This is a genomic window from Verrucomicrobiia bacterium (assembly GCA_035629175.1).
Taxonomy (GTDB): Bacteria; Verrucomicrobiota; Verrucomicrobiia; order Limisphaerales; family DASXHY01; genus DASXHY01.
Map to the genome: position 1 here is coordinate 49,822 of DASPIL010000020.1, position 19,581 is coordinate 69,402.

The window sequence follows — 19,581 nt, forward strand, 5'->3', positions numbered from 1 at the left end:
CTCCGTGATGGGCCTTATACCTTACCGTAATAGAAATTTTGCACGCATGCTTTCGAGGTACTCCGCACTACCCGCTGAGGGCCCACACATAACCGCTTCGACAAACTCTCCGGGCGGTTGGTATCGATGATCTCGAACGTAATGAAATACCATGTTTGGGGCGGCATATAGCTTTCCTGATTGCCCTACCACGCGGATTTCGGCGTTGCCCAGCTTTAGCTTTTCTCCTTCGAAAGTAATCGCGAGCGGAAATACGGGGTCGCCACATAAACTGCAAGTGTGGTAGCCTCTCAAGGCACAAGTCGGAACCTTGCAGAACTCCCACAGATTCCGTAAAAATCCGGCCGGCACGGATCCCGACTGGAAATCAGATTCACCTTCCAGCCATCCAACATTAACGGTGCCAGGTCGGGCACACCTCGAGTAGTATGAATAAGGAGACAAGTCGGCGTAAAAGGCCATATCAGTTTCGCATAGCTTTACGAAGGTCCTTCGACCTTTCGCTCACACACCACGCGCATATTATCCTTCCGTCCCTGCTAAGGACAATTCGTAATTGACGAGGGGACAACCTGGTCACGTCGATGACTTTAACCTTATCGACGCGATCCCGCCATTGTAAGAGGTCTTCGTCGAAAAAGGCACGTTCTGCAATTAAGTTCCCAAACTTGTCGCCGTGGGTTCCGGTCAATAGTGTAACATTCCCTTTCAAAACACCAGCTTCGACCAATGGCGCGAAGTCCAATTGTGAGACGACTTCAACGGAGACCCATATTCTTCCATTATTGGAGTTAGGAATCGAGTAAAACAAAGGTGCGTTACGACTATAGCCGCGAATGCCGTCCGTTTGTATTGCCGACCAGGCCTTAACCCGTGGTCTCCACGGAGGCTTTTCGGCAATGTTTCGTGAGCATGCGTCAACTGGCGTAATCCATCGTGGTGGTTTCGGTGTGTTCGGAGTTGCTAATCGCACTCCCAAACCTTCGGGATTATAGCCCTTCAGCCCTCCGGCGAGGGTTGACGCGGCTTGGGACAGTGCGGCGAAGCCGCGGGACCAGCGGTCGGAGGAATCCAGCATCTGCAGTTCGTGGCGGTCTATGCCAAAACCACCTTCCAGCGCTCCATTGTAACCTATCAGATCGCCGACCAGGCTCGACAGTCCCTGCGCTCCCGCCCACGCGTCACCCGAACCTGAGTCAAATTCTCGGAGCATGACTGAGTGCGCCCTGTTATTGAGCTCGCGATAGCCGTCAACATAGCTTTGCGGGGTCGCCGCATTCGCTGCGATGCCCACCAATGACGCCTGCATGTTCTGCAGGAAATTCATTCCGGTGCTTGTTGAATCCTCGCCAGCCGCAGCATAGGAGGCCGCGACGGCGCGGAGAGTGGCGGCGAGAAGCGATCCGTTCCGCACATCGGTGAGTTCGCCCAGCAATTCACCGGGTTGCAGTTCAAACATCGGATGTCGCGCAGCGGGGCCGTAGACCGGGGCGTCCAAGTCGAACGTGATGCATTCGTAGCTGCACGGCTTAGCGGCGGTAACCACGTTCGGGTTTTGCGCCAGAAGAAATGGCGCGCCACGGACTGTTGCCCAGAACTCCTCCTTGCCGCTTTGCCAGCCCGCACCACGAGCCAAACTGTCGATCATGTACGCTTCCGCGCGGCTCGTCGCCTTCAGCGCACTACCTCCAGCCAGCCCGTGCGAATAATGGTTCGCTCCGTCGAACACCTGCAAAACCATCCCTCGAACCATCGGGGCGAGTGCGCTCACCATCAGGTTCTCGCCCAATGAAATATGCCCGCTCGGGTCGCTGCGGTTTACGGGATCGTTTTGGTTGAAGGCATATCGATGCCACGATGCCGGTTCGCTCTCGAAACCTTCAAAGGTGTCCGCTGTCCAGAAACGTCCCCGCCTGGGATCGGCATAGCGCGCTCGCAAGTAGTAGAGCTGCAGTTCAGGATCAAACTGTTCTCCGCCGAAGAGAAATAGATTTGCGGTAGGACCCTTGCGACGGATCACGTTGCCAAATGCATCGTAATCCCAGGTATCCGTGATTTCGCCGTCTCGCCCGGTCAGGTAACGCACACTTCCTTGAGCGTCAGTCCCGAAATAACTGGCAGTCCATTCACCGGCGGAAACCTGTTCCTGGCTGATCCGGGTCTTTCCAACACTGTAAACGCGAGTCACGGTCGGAATGGGGAATTCCGGCGTGGCAACAGCCTCCTCCAATACCTGCGCATAGCCTGTCGGATTCTGGTCGTCGACGAGAAACAAGTTGGTCAGCGCGCCGGCCGACGACATCACCACCTTCCGCACCCTGTGGCCATCCCCATTGTAGGTGATGATGATCGTCGCCGGCTGATTGCTGATCGTTCCTTGCCGCTGAACAAGTCGATCCTCAAAGTCGTATGTGTCCTCAACGGATCCCGGAAGCCCCGTGCCCGCGTCTGCAATTGATGCTGCGAGGGTATTGCCGTTTGAATCGTATTCGTCGGAGGCAAGCCAATCGTTTAGATCATAGACGCTCGCGTCCGACGAAATCCCTGGAAACGTCGAGCGCTGCGCAAGCCGGTTGCCGACGAAATCGTAATCGTACTCCAATGTTGCTGATTGCCCATCCCGCTCGACTTGCTCGCGCTTGAGCCTGTAGATAGCGTCATACGTGTTCGTGCGCGCTGTAGAAATCTCGAGGTGCTCACCCATCGCGAACGTCTCCCTGACCGCAAGCCGGTGGCCCGCCAACCCAAGCGAGTATTGATGACGGCTGATGTTTTCGCCGAATCGATTGGTCGCGGTGACCTGAAGCAGTCGATCCACCGCGTCACGCCTGTAGTGCTGTGTGACACCATTTGGCTGTATCACCGCTGTGAGATTCCCCGCCGGATCGTGTTCGTAGTGCAGGGGTCCCAGCCGGCCGTCATCCACCGTCTTCAGCCGATTCACAGCATCATGCTCATAGGTCAGCAGCACTCCGTTGATGTTCGACGACTGAATACTCAGGAGATTCCCATTCGCGTCGCGGCTGTAACCAATGCTGCCTTCGGGAGAGACCTTTGCCGCAAGCCGATCCCGTAAATCGTACGAATACAGGGTGACTCCGCTGGAGTCGGTCATCGAAGTCCGCCTGCCTACGGGGTTGTAAGTAAACAGAACCGGCACAGAGCCCGACGCTTGCAATTCCGCATCCGGGATCTTCGCAGTCAACCGATCCAGCGCGTCGTACGTGAACTGAATGACGCGCCCGTTGAAGTTGGTCCTGAATGTAAGATTGCCGTTTGGATCGTAGGCGAGGCTCTCCGCCTGGCCACCGGGAAGCACCCGCAGCGTTCGACGTCCGCGTGAATCGTATTCGAAACGCGTGGCCCGGCCGGCAGCGTCGACCCGTGTTGTGAGTCGTCCGTGCGCGTCGTATTGAAGAGTCGCACCCAATCCCAACGCGTTTGTGATCGCTGCCAGGCGTCCCGCAGCATCAAACGTGTAACGGGTGGCTTGTCCTGCAGGATCAATCTGCGCAACGCGGCGGCCGCTGGCATCGTACTCGAATTGCCAGCTGTATCCATCGGGGAGCGTCTCGCTGAGAAGATGGCCCCGATCGTCATAGTTGTAAGTCGTTTGGTGCCCGTTCGGATCGGTGACAGACGCGATACGTCCGAGAGAATCGTAGCTGTAATGCGTTGCATGTCCCAGGGCGTCGGTCTCCGCCAGCAGCCGATCAAGATTGTCGTAATCGAAGGTGGTGACGTTGCCACGCGGGTCAGTCCGCGAGATGCGACGGCCTTTGGCATCAAACGTGGAGCTCGTGGAAGCGCCGTCGGGAAATACCGTTCGCACAAGCCGGCCAAGCATGTCGTACTGAAAATGGGTTGTCCGATTGAGCGCGTCGGTCTGCGCAATCAATCGATCGATGGAGTCGTAAGCAAAATGCGTCGTTCCATTCAGCGCGTCTGTGCGGGACAGCAGCCGATCCCGTTCGTCGTACGCATAACGCGTGACATTGCCATTGGCGTCTCGGTCGATCACCCGCCTGCCCGCAGAATCAAAAACAGCGGAGGTTCCTGTGCCATCGGGATGGGTCATCCCGATCATCCGACCCATGCAATCGTAGTTGAAGATCGATGTGTGCTCCTCCGCGTCGGTTGTTGAAGCCAGGCGCCCCATTGGGTCATAGGTGAAGCGGGTGCGACTACCCAAAGGATTGACTACCGCAGTGGGCCGGCCGGCAGCATCGAATTCATGGATCGTCGTGTTACCCAGCGCATCGGTGGTCGTCACCGGATATCCGGCCTTGTCGTAATGGGTCGTTTCAATCGAACCATCTGGCAGCTGAATCCGAGTCACTCGCCCCATTATGTCATGTTCATAACGCGTCCGGTTGCCAGCCGCATCTATCTCCTCGATAAGCGATCCGACACGATCATAAACGCGCCGCTTTACAGCCCCCGCCGCGTTCGTGGTAGCGATCAAACGTCCAATGGCATCGTACCCAAACCGTTGCACCGAGCCCATCGGGTCGACTTCGAGGGTCACCCGTCCAATCCCATCATAGCTTCGGCGGATGCTGGTGCCATCAGGGAATCGCGTAGCGACCAAACGATTCAAACCATCGAATTCCCGGACAGTTTTCTGCCCTGCCGCATCCACCTCCGCTATTTGATTTCCAACGGCGTCGTACTGAATGCCGTGTTCGTTTCCCAGAGGATCAATGATACGCGTCACCCGGCCTTTCAGGTCGTGCTCGAAGCGGGTTGTCCTTCCCCCTTGATCGACTGTCGACACAAGGTTTCCTGCAACGTCATACGAGTTTGACTCCGCCGTGCCGCATGAGAAAAGCGTCCGAGTGAGACGAGCCAGTGAATCGTATTCGTAACTCGTCACGCTCGCGTTCGGATCGACCTGGCTGAGTTTGTTGCCGCCGGCGTCGTAGGTGTATCGTGTCACCTGGCCAAGCGGATCCGTCGAAGCCACAACGTTATCGGCCGCGTCATACTCGTAGCTTCTGATATCCCCCAGCTGATTCGTTTCGATCAACAGCCGCCCCGCGGGATCGTAGCAGCGCCCTTCCGTGGAAGCGTCTGGGTGGATCGTGCGAATCAGACGCCGCATTGCGTCATATTCAAAATACGTTGTTCGCCCAAGCGCGTCGGTCTGTGATGTCTTGTTGCCCTGCTCGTCATATGTGAATCGCGTCACTGCACCGAGCGCATCCACAACAGCCACAAGATTCCCAATCTGGTCGTAGGTGAAGTGTGTGACGTTTCCATTCTGATCTGTTTCGGAAGCGACACGTTTCCCGCTGAACGTGGCCGATTTCCGCGCGCCGTCGGGATAAATGTGCGCCGTGTTGCGCGCCAGCGAATCGTACTCATACCCGTTTGTCCGGTTCAGAGGATCTGTCGTTGAAATGACATGCCCGCGATAGTTGTACTTGAAGTGGGTAATTCCGAACGCATCGATCACCCTGATTCGATTCCGATTTGAGTCGAGTTCGTAACGCGTGACTTCGCCCGACTTGGAAGTCTCGGATTCCAGCGCTCCATCAGAATAAAAACTGGCACGCACCTCCGAACCGTCGGAAAACACCGTGCGAACAAGATTGCCACGCAAGTCGTATCCGAAACGAGTTGTGAACCCCCGTTTGTCCACGGACTCGATCAACTGCCCTTCGGCATCGTAATTGAAGCGTTCCTCTGCTCCACCGGGATGAACACGGCGCGAAAGGAGGCCGGCAGAATTATACTCTGATGAAGTCGTTCGCCCGAGTTGATCAGTGCTCGAAACCACCCGTCCCGCCTCATACCCTTTTGAAGAACTTGAGCCGTCGTAGTAAAGCGTGCGCAACGGCAGGCCACCGGGAGTGTACTCGTAACGCATCGCCAATCGATGGAGATTCGTCACCGGTTCCGGCGCCACCGAGGCCCCAGCTATCAACCCTCCCCGCCTGAACGAATCGCGGGCAGCGAGGCCCGTAATGCGCGTTATTGCAGCCGATTCACTCAGCAGGTTGCCGTTGGCGTCGACTGTGAATTCGGTGACGTGACCGAGGCCGTTTGTTTGGGCAATCAAGAAGCCAAAGTCATCGTACCCAAACGACGTGGTCCCTTTGGAATCCGTCATTGAGACGACCCTCCCGAGTGCGTTGTATGTAAACACGGTGACCTGCCCTGCGCCGTCGCGAGTCGCCAGCAAGTTGCCTCCCGCATCATACGTGTTGGTTGTGGTAAAGCCTGTGGGTTCACGCGCGGTAAGAATTTTCCGAAGTGAATTGTATGTGTAAGCAGTTGTGTTTCCGGCAGCATCGATCTCAAGAACCCGGTTATCAGCGCTGTCATAGGCGTATCGCACAGCGCAGGCACAATCGACGCCATTGCTCCGTGAGAGAAGATTTCCGTTTGCATCGTATTCGAACGTGCTGAGAGCGCCGAGCGGATCGGTTGTTCGGATTACATTCCCATGCTCATCGAACTCCTGAAGCGTCACCGCTCCAACGCGATTGGTGACGCATTGAATTCGATCATCAAGCCTATGACTGAAAGTCGTCGAGCCACCGTCGGCATCGGTGGTCGAGACGAGCCTTCCAAGACCGTCATAGGTGTTTGCCATCACCACCAAACCCCTTGCATCCGTGATCGAAATCAGGCGATGGCCTGCGTCATACCCGAAGGCATTCGTACCTCCGTCCCGATCAGAGAATCCCACCAGGTTGGAATTCGTGTCGTAGCGGTAGGACATCGCGTTTCCTGCCGCGTCCACAATGTTGGTGATCTGCCCAAGAGCGTCGCGTTCGAAAGCGATCCGCAATGCATTCGTACTCGCGGCGGCGTTTTGCCAGGTGATTCCGTTTGTGCCCACCACCAACGCGTTGCCATTCAGATCGGATACACTCTGCAACCCGAGCCGCTCGTCGATGACGTAACGAAAGCCTTCGGGCGACGTGTAGCGGAACAAGGTGGGATAACGTTCGAGATCCGCCTGGCTGATCGATGAATCATCGAGGGCCGCATAGAAGTAATTCAGGTCGTACAGGTCAGCTGTTCCGGGGATTTCACCTGCAAAAAACAGAAATGATCCGTCTGCTTCATCATAGGATGCCGGCACAAGCGATCCGCGCGTGTTCCCCAACGGAACAAAGCGCCAGCGCGGATAGCTGATCGGAATCAGCTGCTGCTGCATCGGATCAGGAAGCAATTGGAACTTCTCCACCCGCCCGTCCGGGAACGTAATCGTCACCAGGCGCGGTGTGACTGAATCAAGGTGATACGATGTGGTGAGTTGAAATGGATCTCCGGAAGCAGCCTGTGTCCAGTTGCGGCTTAGGGAGCGGTTCTTCTGCAAACGCACATTCCGAATATCCATCGTCCAGCCGATCCCGAAATCTCCCCGAATGCCCGCCGCGGCGGCGCGAGTATCATACGTGCGCGTCACCTGAAGGGGCAGCCCTGGGACTGGAGTAACGAGGTCAGCAAATGAAACCGTGAAATGCCCCAGCTTGAGGTTGCGATCCATGATGATCGTAATCGCGTCCGTCTCAACGACTCGTCCCAGGCGGTCAGTCGCCGTCAGACGCACTTCGTATAAACCGTTCAACAGCAGCGTCGGATCCAGCCGGGCTAATTCCCCGTTCACCACTGAACTAGTGCCTTGACCTATTACCGTCCAACTGGCCGTGTTCTCGGCTGAATCTTCCGGGGACTTCATACGAAGCTCTGCGCGATACCAGGCCATTTCCGCGCTGTGAGCTGTTCCCAGAATCTGCATTGGAGCCGTGATGACGGTTCCATCCCGAGGCGAATCGATGCGCGCCACCGGCGGCGGAACGTGCCGTGCAACAATGCGAACCCGGTCGAAGTTCGACAGCGCGCCGTCGTTCGCTGCAAGTTCAAGATCATAAGTTCCAGGCTCGACAAAGGTCGCGTGGTACGTGCCATCGAGTGTCGAGAAATACACGGCCGCAGGACCGCTTGCCATCCGCCAGCTCACCTGGAGTCCGCCACCTGGAAGGCCGTCGTCCTCAACACATCCTTCAAGGGCCCACGGCTCGTTCAAGACGGCCAGGGAATCGGGTCCGGCACTTACCGATGGAGGAGTATTCTCGCCTTCGCGAACCAGCACAGTGGTTTCCGAGAAAACAGAGAATTGGGAATCGCTTGCAGTCAGTCGAAGTACATACTCGCCCGGCGCGGTGAAAGAGGCGGAGGCCGCAGGGTCGTTGGGATGCGGATCGAACCGGACGCTGCCAGGCCCTTTCGCAACAGACCAGGCGGTCGCCAGCGGATATCCCAGCGGGAGGTCATCGTCCACGACAACTCCGTGCAGTAATGCCGAGTGCGGGCGCGTGATTTCCTGGTGCAGCCCGGCAAATACCAACGGCGCGTTGTTCTCAGGCAGGCGAACACTAACACTCAATGTGTCCTGCGCAGACATCCTGGAATCCGACGCCATGAGTCGAAGCACATACATTCCGGGCACCAGAAACTGCGCATACGGCTCCAGCGTATTTGCATCCGAGAAGTAGACTGGGGCCGGCCCACTCACCACGCTCCAGTTCACTGATACTCCTGCGCCGGCCGGAAGACCGTCATCAACCACAATTCCATTCAGGTTGAGCGGTCGATAAGCTACTGCGGTCGCATCGAGTCCAGCATTCACGCTGGGCGCGCTGTTGTCGTCGGACGGCAGCACAGTAACCGTAAACTCCCGCGAGGCTTTGAACACGGAGTCGTCCACGGAGAATTGCAGAACATAAATTCCAGGGAGGTTGAACGAAGCTGTGGTGAATGCCTGCAATTCCAAGGCAGGCGATGAAGCATGCGTGGGAGCGGACCATGTGACGGAACCCGGTCCGCTTACCTTGCGCCAGCGAGCATTCAACTGGCCCGCGACCGGCATCGAGTCATCGATGATGTGCGCTTCAAGGGCGAGAATGTTCGTCACCCTTGCCACCCTGTCCGGGATCAATGAAATCGATGGTGGCGCATTCGCCGGAGGGATTACCGTGACGGTGATGTCATCAGCATTGGTCAACAGTGAATCGGATCCATGCAAGCGCAGCGTGTAGGTGCCCGCCACGGGAAATACCACCTCGGTTTCCGCTGTGTTAGTCTGAAAAAATTCCTCGGGATTGAATGTTACTCCAGCCGGTCCGCTGACTCTCTCCCATCGCCCAGAGAGGCCGGGCGGTTGGGGACAACCGTCGTCTTCGACCACCCCTGTAAGGGTTAACGGATCCTCCAAACCCCCGACAGATACATCAGGCCCCGCGAAAACCTGCGGAGGTCCATTGGTGCCCGTGACCAGCCGAATCACGACGTCATCGGAGATCAGCTTGCCGTTGTCTGCAACCGTGAGCCGCAGCGTGTGCGTACCGCTGGTGCTGAAGCGCGCCGTGGCGTTCAAGGAACTCCAGGACGAGAATTCCACGTAGCCAGGGCCGCTGACGTGGCTCCAGGAAGCCGTGAAAAGACTGTTGTCCACCACCTGGCCCGCAAGGCGAACCTCATTGCTTGGCCATAACAGGCAACGATCAGGGCCTGCATTCACAATCGCGCTCTGGTTCGGAATCATAATTGAAACGGTGTCGACACCCTGTGCCTGCCCGTCGAATGCGCGGAGGACGAGATTGTATTCACCCGTCCGACTGAAGGTCACCATCGACGAGGGCGAGTTGGAATCTGAAAACGTGACAACGCCGGACGAGTTCGGCTGCGATTCCCAATAAACCCGCAAGGCGCCGTTCCATGGCCGCCCGTCATCGGACACCGCCCCCTGCAAACGCATGAACAGGTTCGTAATCGTCCGATTAGGTCCTGCATCCACCACGGGATTTGCATTCTCCGACTGGACCACCGTGATTGTAACTGTGGCTGAACTGGAAAGTTCGGAATCGTTGGCCGTGATGCCAAGAACATAAATTCCGTTTGTTGGGAACGAGACGAATGTATTGGTCGCCGACGTGTCGCTGAACGTCACAGGGGCGGGGCCGCTCACGAGATTCCACATGCATGTGAGCACTCCGGACGGAGCCTTGTCATCTGTTACCTCGGCGGTCATCTTCCGCGCGCTGCCCAACATGACGATCGCCGGCGGGCCCGGATATATGTCGGGCGCACGATTCCGTCCTTTCACAATGACGCGCACGTCATCGAACGCGGTAAATTGGGAATCATTGGCATGCAGCCGCAGCACGTAGATGCCTGGTAGTGAAAACCGGGCTACAGTGTTGGTATCCTCCCGACGATCGAACGTCACCTGTCCTGGCCCGTGCAGAACAGTCCATGTGTGAAACAATGCTGCACGCTCAGGCAGGCTGTCGTCTTCAACCGAACCCACTATGGCTACGGGCTCGTCGAGTCCAATAGCCTTGTCGGGTCCAGCATCCACCCGCGGCGGCGTGTTCACCCGCACGAGAACTGACATCTCGTCGTGGACGTCGAATTCTCCGTCCGAGCCGGTCAATTGCAAAACGTAATTTCCGGCATTTGTGAATCCAGCAGTCGTTACAGCTGAATCCGCGTTGCTGATCAGCGCACTTCCCGGTCCGGCAGTCGTCTTCCAACTGACAGCGAGCGTTTCAGAGTCCGGCAAGCCGTCATCAGTGACGCGTCCACGCAAGGTGATGCGGTCGGCCGGCGTGCGTGGGAAAGCCCATCGTGCAATGTTATTTACGCTGAATGGACCGGCCCGCGTGAATCGTCCTCCGACGTAAACTCCCGATTCATCCGAAGCGAGTGCCCGAACTTCGCCATCCACGCCGTTCGATTCTCCCGTCCCCAGGGTGGACCAGTATTGCCCATTCCACATGGCAACCCGAGAAGCGGGAATTCCGCCGGCTTCCGTGAAGGAGCCGCCCACGTAGATCTCATGCCCGCGCACGGCGATCGCCTCGACCGCCTGATTCACTCCGTTCGTGGTTGCATCGCCGAGCGACCACCAGCGACTGCCATCCCAACGGGCGACATTTCGCGCCGCGACCCCGCCCGCGTGATCGAAGGTTCCCCCGACGAAGTAATCGCCATTCTCAGCAACAGCCGAAGCAGTCGTGATCGGACGGAGGCCCGCGACGTTGCGCAAGCCGTTGCCCAGCCGTTCCCACGATTGGCCGTTCCATTTGGCGGCGTTGGTTGCAATACCTGTGGCTGTTGCCATCAGAAAATCCCCGGCAACGTACAAATCACCATTCGCCGCCACTGCCAGGCTTGTCACGGTCGCCCGGTAATTGTTCAGGCCTGGAGCAAACGAACCCGGCGTGTCGCGGATGTCTGTAATTCCACTTCCGAACGCGATCCAGTTGGTTCCATCCCATGCGGCAATATGATAGGACCACGAAAAGTTACTGATGGTCTGCGATGTCGCGTTCGTCGGTTGGAAGGCAAAATGGCCGCCGACGTAGACGCGATCGGGAGTAGTCCGAATAACCCGCACATGGTTGCCCGCCTGCTTGAAAACCCATGACCACCAGCGCTCGCCGTCCCACCGCGCAGTCATGTCCATCTGGCCGTCGAGGTTTCCCAAATCCTTCAGGTAACCGCCAATAAACGCCTCGTTGCCGCGCGCTGCGATGCACGAAACAAACTCCGTGCAGAATTCCGAAGCGCAATCCGGAACCACCCAGCCCACCATACCCCCTGTGCATCCAGCCGAATGTCCGCACGTGTTCGGGATGGCATTGGTGTCGAAAAAATTGCGCCACCCCTGCCCGTCCCAGCGGGCCATGCCTTTCGCCGCGATTCCACCTGCTGTTCGAAAAGAACCCGCCACGTAAGCAACTCCGTTCGCCACGTCGAGTCCGTTTCGCTCGACCAATGCGAAGGAATGTCCCATTGCTCCCTCTGTCATTCCAGTTTGCCCAATCGCGGGTTCCCAGCGGGGTGTCTGCGAGAGGGACATGCTCAAATAACTGTTCACATCGCGGGGCAAAATTCCGCCACTGCTTAGGAGCGAAGGATCCGGAATGATTATCACCTGATCCGAACCCGCATCTACTGACGGCGGCAAGTTCTCCGGGTAAATTGTCACAAGAACTTCATCCGAGTCAGTCAGCGCGGAATCGTCGACGGACACCTTGATCCGATACGTGCCTGCGGCCGAGAATGTCGCGAGCGTGTTAGTTGCTGCCGGATTCTCAAACTCGACCGACCCTGGCCCGTCAAGAATGGACCAGGCAATCGACAGCTGATTTTGCGGCAACCCGTCATCGACAACTGCCGCGCGTAGCAATGCGCGATTCGTCCGTCCCACAACGTGGTCCGGTCCCGCGTCAACTATCGGCGCCTGGTTTGCGGGTGCACTTCGGACTGCGACGACAACGTCGCGCGCAACACTCAGTTCCGAATCCGAAGCCGTCACCCGCAACACGTAATCGCCTGGTTGAGAGAAGTGAACAGCGGTCGCCGGTGAGTGGGATTCCGAGAAGTGCGCAACCCCTGATCCGCTTAGCTGCGTCCATGATACCGTGATATGCTTCCCCTCGGGGAGGCTGTCATCGGACACCTGCGCTTGCAGTATTCCGGCTGCAGGAAGAATTACAAATTGCTTTGGCAGCGGTTCGATCGAAGGCGCCGCATTGACCGGCAACACGCGAATCGTCACTTCGTCCGTTGATGTGCACAGCGAGTCGTCTGCCGCCAACTGCAGAACAAACTTACCCGTTTCAAAGAAACGAACGGTCGTGACAGGCAGGTGGGGATTTAGAATCTCCGCTGCGTCAGGCCGTTCAACGCAGCTCCAACGCGCATGCAGCTCTGCGCCTATCCCGTCATCCCACACAACGCCTTCCAACTGTATCGACTCGCCCACTGTCGCGGTTCGATCCTGGCCAGCATCGACGAATGGCGGAGCATTGACTTTGACGATGACATCATCGGAACTCAGCGCCAGCGAATCGTCGCCAACGAATCGGAGAATGTACGTTCCTGTTTCGGAGAATGTCGCTATGGTGGCACCAGCGCCAGAGCCCTCCACCGGATCAAACAACACGTTTCCGGGTCCGGAGATTACTTCCCAACGGCCGCTGATCACCCCGGAGGGCCAGCCGTCATCGAACACAGTCCCTGTTAACGTGACCTGAAGATTCGTGGTAATCCGGTCTGACCCGGCGTCCACGACCGGTGCGCGATTGACGAGCACTTGGAGCATCCGCCGGCTTTCAAGCATTCCGTCCTGTGCCGTCAACGCCAGCACATATAGCCCTTCGTGACTGAAACTCGCGACGGCATTGGTTAAACCGGCATTGGAGAACACGACTGTTCCCGGGCCGCTCACCTTCGTCCATTCGCACACCAGCCAGCCACCTGTCGGAAGACCATCGTCTGTCGCTGCACCGCACAACTCCACGCCGGCGGGAAGGGTGTTCACGACGTCCCTTCCAACCTCAACAGCGGGCGGAGCATTCAACGTGACCAAAAGATCATCATCCGCAGAAACAAACGAGTCACTTGCCCATAAACGCAACACGTACACGCCGGGTTCCGAAAACGTAGCGGCGATCCTCTCATGCTCCCCGCGCGTGAATGTCACGGTTCCGGGACCGCTGATTTTTCGCCACTCAACTTCAGAGATCCACCCGGGGAAATCGTCGTACGCTACAAAACCATTCAATTCCACGGTGTTGGTTGGCCAACCCAGCAGAACATCCGACCCGGCGCTAACAATCGGCACATCGTTTGCGGGACGCACCACAATGTGAACTGTTGCGACAGCCGAATCATTCGTCCCGTCATTGACGCGATACTGAAATTGATCCGTTCCATGAAAGTTCAGTGCAGGCACATAGTTGATGCGCGGCGCTTCACCAAATAATGTGCCGTGTTGTGGGTTTGCCGAGATCCCATATTTGAGCGCTGATCCTTCCACGTCCGATCCACTCAATAGAATTTCGCAAACGGTGTCCTCCACGTTTGTGACGACAAGTGCGTCGGCAACTGGTGGATCGTTTACAGCACGGATAGTGACGTTCACCACGGCGTTTGAGGAATCCAACTGGCCGTCATTGACACTGAAGACAAAGTGGTCGAAGCCGTAAAAATCGGAAGGGGGCGCATAAACCAGATTCGGGGGAGTTCCGGAAATGGTTCCGCGTACAGGCAGTTCAATCAACGAGAAGCTGACATCGTCGCCATCTGCATCCGACGCTGTGAGCAACACGTTTACTGGAATGTCCTCGTCGGTCGCGACGTGCAAGGACTCCGCTGCAGGTGGGCGGTTTGGCCGATTGACCGTGATGACGATCTGGTCCCGCGCTATTAACTCCGAATCACTCGCGGCAAGCTCCAGCACATACAAACCTGGCGCATCGAATCGCACCGTGGTGTGGGTCGCACCTGAGTTCCCAAAAAGGGCGTTTCCGGGTCCGCTCAGCTTCGACCAGTTTGCTGATACTATCCGGTTTATTGGGAGGTTATCATCAGTGACCACGCCAGCGAGCGATGCCGTTTCTGAAAGCTCCAATGTCTGGTCTGGTCCGGCGTTGACCGTTGGAGCGACGTTGTGCTGGCCGCAACCTACAAAGCCAAGAAAACGAACGTCTATTCGGTTCTGCTGCGGCAGTTGGTAGTCGAGAAGCCTGATTCGTGCGAACGCGCGAACACGAAATTCTGCGTTGGCGCCCTGCCCTCGCGCGGCATCCCAAACAGGTACGACGATATCTTGGGATTTCAGCCGATCCAACGCATCCCGCACCTTCTTGCTATTCGACACGCCAGGCTTGGATCGCACCCAAGCTCCCTGGCGCATGGGATGCGCAGCGCCGCTGGCATCGACAAATAGATCGCTATTTCCGGGAGGCGTGAGACTTGCAACGAGCGTGGGTTCGCTGGCGCTTCCGTTCCAGCTCAACCACCCAAAGCTCCCCGGTTGTGTGCCGTTCCCAAACGCATTCACCACCGCTCCCGGACTGATGTTGGCCACTGCGCTCCACGGCACGGCGATGGGATACAACTCACAGCCGGAAGTGGCCCCTCGAAGCGACGACGCGCACAAGAAGACATTGATTAGAAGAAAAATCCCTGCGTGTTTGACGAGATGAATCCCAAGCCCTTTGAATCCCATGATGTCCCCTATTCCTTTGCCCGCTTTGTTACGATCGCCCTGGATGGTTCCCTTTGTAACCCGCCCTGAAGGTGTGAAGTTCCTATCAAAATAAACAACAACTCTGCAAGAACTATTTCCCACGTTCGACGCAAGTCTCAGCGCGACAACAAAATTGAATGGGTGTCAGCAGAATTTTGTGGTGAAGCGTCGCCCGGCGGCGAACACTATCGCGCGCGAATGACTCTGTGTTATGGCCAATAACAATTTCCGCGACGCGATCATCAGCTTCATCCATGAGAACGCGAAGCCCGTCGACAAGTTCAGCCATCAGCCGCGCCTTTACGCGCTGACACGGCTGATCGGCGCGGGTGAGGCTTGCGATGATGATGTCGTGTTCGCCGCCGTCTGGCTCCATGATCTCGGCGTGTTTGTGGGACATCGGCCCGAGGATCCCGATGCCCTGGCGCGTTGGGATTGCGTCGCGTATGCCGTTCAGCAAGCGCCACGCATTCTTGCCGATCTCGGCTTTCCAAAGGAGAAAATTCCTGCTGCGGTTGAAGCGATTCGAACGCATCAGTCCAACGCGGAACCAGCGTCAATCGAGGCAGCGATCGTTCGGGATGCGGATATCCTCGAGCAACTCGGCGCAACCGCTGTGTTGCGCACGACGTGCAAGATCGGACGCGATACGCGCTTCAAAACATTCCCCGACGCGCTGCGGGCGCTGCGGCAGCAATTGGAATCGCTGCCTGCGCAACTGCGACTCGTACGCTCGCGTGAGTTGGCGGTGCCGCGCGTTGAGATTCTGCGACAGTTCCTTGAAGCGGCCGAAGCGGAAGGCGCCGCGGCGGAGCGCGGGGTTCACGCCGCTTGAATGCTGGATCGAGAGGCGTGTGGGCAAGGTCTGCGATTGTCGCATGCTTAACGCTGAAGCAGGCTGAAGAGCCTGCGCTCCGAAGTTATGAATTGGAATGAACTGATAACCATGGCTACGGATGAAGTGGAATCGACGCTTGCCGCGTTGCCCGCAGGGTTGCGCGAGCGTGCCGTGGCATTGCCGATCACGTTCGAACCGATTCCCAATGCGGCGTTGCAGGAGGACGGAATCACTGCTGACACACTCGGACTATTCACGGGCGCGGAATTCGTCGATGAGGAAACTGTTCCCATGCCGCCGCAGATCATCCTGTTTCTGGAAAATCTTTGGAACCTGGCCGACGGCGATGAATCTGTGTTTCGCGCGGAGGTGAGGACGACCTTGTTGCACGAACTCGGACATTACCTTGGCTTGAACGAGCAGGATTTGTTTGAGCGCGGATTGGAGTGACGCGCCACCGTGCGTGCCAGCTGACGCGGGAACGCCGGCTTCCAGCCGTATACGATGTCAAAAGAACCGACCGCGCGCAGAATGAGAGTTGCGTCCGGATTGAAAAAGAGGACCTTGCAGGCCATTTGGCGGTCTCGTGCCATTTGGAGCCCTGAGCCGAATGCAAGTCGGCGATCCGTGGCGGGTTGTGACACCTGCGCTACGACTTCACAGCTTCAACACAGCGGGCGCAGATCGTGGGATGGTCAGTGGCCGACCCGACATCGGTTTCCCAATGCCAGCAGCGTTCGCATTTCTGGCCGTCGGCCTTCGCCACAGTGACGGTGACGACTGTGTCCGCAGCTTCCTGCAGGACAACCTGCGACACGTTCAACAGTTCGCGAACGGCCTCGAGATTTTTTCGCGCGTCGTTCAACACCGGCCCTGAACCGCGGAGAACCAACTTCGCCTCGAGCGCCTTGCCGATTTCCTTGTTCTGACGCGCCTTCTCCAGCGCGGGAAGCGCGAGCTCGCGCAGCACAAACAGACTGGCCATCTGCTCCGATTCTTCTGTTGAAAGAGCGAGGCGGCGCGTCTGCCAATCGGATTGATGCACGTTTTGCCCCGAGTTGCCCGGAACAAACCCCCATGCTTCGTCGGCGGTGAACACCAGAATCGGCGCCAGCATCTGGCAGAGTCCCGTCACGAGCCGATGCAAGGCCGTTTGCGTTGAGCGCCGGCGCGCGGAGTTCGCGGGATCGGTGTACATGCGATCCTTGATGACGTCGTGGTAAATCGCGGACAACTCCACGGCGAGGAACTGGCTGAGCTTCTGGTAAACCACGTGAAACTCGAATCGGTCATACGCCTCAACCACCTCCTGCTCGAGCTTCGAAAACTCCGACAGGACCCAGCGATCCAATCCCGTTAATTGCCCGTCGTCAACCGTGTGCCGCGCGGGATCGAAATCAAACAGGTTTGAAAGCTGATAGCGCAGGGCGTTGCGGATGCCGCGATACGTTTCGCCCACCTTGTTGATGCGCTCCTCGCTCACCACGATGTCGTTTCGGAAATCCTGCGATGCCACCCAGAGTCGCACCACATCGGCCCCCCACTTCTTCACGTAGGCTTCGGCCGTCTGCGGCTTTTCGTAGGCGCCCTGCTTGCTCTTGGAAATTTTCTCGCGATCGGCATCGACCATGAACCCGTGCGTCAACACGGTCTTGAAGGGAGTGGCTCCATTCCCGGCCAACGACAGCAGCAGCGAGGATTGAAACCAGCCGCGATGCTGGTCGGAGCCCTCCAGATACATATCGGCCTGCGGCGGGACCTTGGCGGCGAGTTCGGTGCGGCGGGCGATGACGGCGCGCGACGAAGATCCCGAATCGATCCACACGTCCAGCGTGTCATTGGATTTCGCGACGGCGTCGGAACCCTGCCAATCCTTCGGCTTCACTGCAGCCCAAAGGTCGGCAACGGACTTCTCGAACCACACGTTCGATCCGTGCTGCTCGATCAGGTCGGCGGCATTCCGGACGATTCGCGCGTCGAGGATCGGCTCGCCCTGCGCGTCATAGAACGCAGGGATCGGAACGCCCCACGTGCGCTGGCGCGAGATGCACCAATCGGGACGCGATTCCACCGCGCCTTTGATTCGATTCACGCCCCAATCGGGAATCCAACTGACGCGATCAATCTCTTCGAGCGCGCGGGCACGGAACGTTTTCGCCGAACGGGAAACTTCACTGCCCATCAAATCGATGCGAATGAACCATTGGTCCATTGCGCGGAAGATCACCGCAGTCTTGCTGCGCCAGCAATGCGGATAGCTGTGATGATAATTCTCCTGGTGCAGCAACGCCTTTCGAACGCGGAGTTCATGCAGGACGGACTCATTGGCGTCGCTCTTGCCATGCTTCTCGAGGATCGATTTGCCAACCATGTCGGCGGGCATCTGCTGCTCAAGCGGCAAATCGTTCGTGTGCGCAAGGCGTCCGTCATCATCCACGGGCGAATAAATCGGAAGTCCCTTTTGCCGGCCGAGATTGTAGTCATCGAGGCCATGGCCTGGGGCGATGTGAACGAAACCTGTTCCTGTGTCGCTCGTGACGAAGTCTGCGGCGAACAGTTTTCCCGTTCGATTGCAGAACGGATGCTGGTATTCCAGCGCAGCAAGGTCAGCGGTTTCAAACGGCGCTTCGGAGTAATTTTGCCACCCGCATTTTTCCGCCACGCCAGGAACCAGTCCGCGAAAGAGGATGAATGTTTCGCCGGCAACAGCGACTTTGACGTATTGCAGCTTCTCGCTGTAAGCCACCGCGAGGTTGGCGGGCAAGGTCCAGGGCGTCGTCGTCCAGATTACGACGAAGACGTTCGGCTGTCCGATGACGGGGAACTTCACGTAAACGCTCTGGCTGACGTGATCGGCATATTCCACTTCGGCCTCGGCCAGCGCAGTGCGGCAAGGAATGCTCCAATAGACTGGCTTCTTGCCGCGATAGACAAAGCCCTGCTGGACGATATCCGCGAACAAGCGCAGTTCGTCCGCTTCGTATTCCTTGTTCAGCGTGAGGTACGGATTTTCCCAATCGCCGAGCACGCCGAGCCGCTTGAATTGCTCGCGCTGGATGTCGATGTATTTGCGTGCGTAGGCTTCGCACGCCCTGCGGATGGACGCAGCGTCGGCGCTGGTGTCGCCCGCCTTGCGCATCTCCTGCGACACCTTGAATTCGATCGGCAATCCGTGGCAATCCCATCCCGGCACATACGGCGCGCTGAATCCGCGCAGCGTCTTGTACTTGATGATGATGTCCTTGAGGATCTTGTTGAGCGCGGTGCCGATGTGGACGTCGCCATTGGCGAAGGGCGGTCCATCGTGCAGGACGAACTTGGGCGAAGTCGCGCGCGTGGCCTGGATTTTCTGGTAAAGGCCGGCGCCCTGCCACTGCTTCAAACGCTCCGGTTCCCGCGCGACGAGGTCCGCTTTCATCGGGAAATCCGTGCGAGGCAGGTTCAATGTGTCTTTATATTCCATCGCAAAGAGCCCGAAAACTAACAGTGGCCTTGGGGGGTGTCAACGAAGCCGCCCGCAGCGAAAAAGCCGCATAACGGATAGGGGTAGGAGCGAGGGATTAACCTCGCCCCTCCCTCCAAACCGGACGGGCGGATTTCCCGCATCCGGCTTTCCGTTTAGTGGTTCCTGTCCGGAGTTGGCTCGCTTCGGCTCGGGCTGTGGCCAGGGAGATCAGCC

General features: G+C 57.7%; 4 protein-coding genes. 2 read left to right on the forward strand and 2 right to left on the reverse strand.

The window, feature by feature from the left end:
* Positions 1-463 precede the first annotated feature (463 nt).
* Positions 464-15,043, reverse strand: coding sequence for a tandem-95 repeat protein (locus VEH04_03265; GenBank protein ID HYG21777.1), 14,580 nt, complete (start codon positions 15,041-15,043; stop codon positions 464-466).
* A gap of 232 nt (positions 15,044-15,275) precedes the next feature.
* Between VEH04_03265 and VEH04_03270 the strand changes: the two genes are divergently transcribed.
* Together VEH04_03270 and VEH04_03275 are read left to right on the forward strand one after the other, a co-directional pair.
* Positions 15,276-15,899: an HD domain-containing protein gene (locus VEH04_03270; GenBank protein HYG21778.1), complete on the forward strand. Its 624-nt coding sequence runs from the start codon at positions 15,276-15,278 to the stop codon at positions 15,897-15,899.
* Between the two features lie 111 nt (positions 15,900-16,010).
* Positions 16,011-16,352, forward strand: a complete 342-nt coding sequence (locus VEH04_03275; protein HYG21779.1) for a metallopeptidase family protein — start codon at positions 16,011-16,013, stop codon at positions 16,350-16,352.
* Between the two features lie 199 nt (positions 16,353-16,551).
* Here VEH04_03275 and ileS read toward each other — a convergent pair whose 3' ends face one another.
* The gene (ileS, locus tag VEH04_03280; GenBank protein HYG21780.1) at positions 16,552-19,365 is read right to left on the reverse strand and encodes an isoleucine--tRNA ligase; all 2,814 of its coding nucleotides are present in this window, start codon (positions 19,363-19,365) and stop codon (positions 16,552-16,554) included.
* Positions 19,366-19,581 lie beyond the last annotated feature (216 nt).

Coding starts and splice junctions, on each gene's coding strand:
- VEH04_03265 (HYG21777.1), bottom strand. CDS start 15,043: ATGGGATTCAAAGGGCTTGGGATTCATCTCGTCAAACACGCAGGGATT.
- VEH04_03270 (HYG21778.1), top strand. CDS start 15,276: ATGGCCAATAACAATTTCCGCGACGCGATCATCAGCTTCATCCATGAG.
- VEH04_03275 (HYG21779.1), top strand. CDS start 16,011: ATGGCTACGGATGAAGTGGAATCGACGCTTGCCGCGTTGCCCGCAGGG.
- ileS (HYG21780.1), bottom strand. CDS start 19,365: ATGGAATATAAAGACACATTGAACCTGCCTCGCACGGATTTCCCGATG.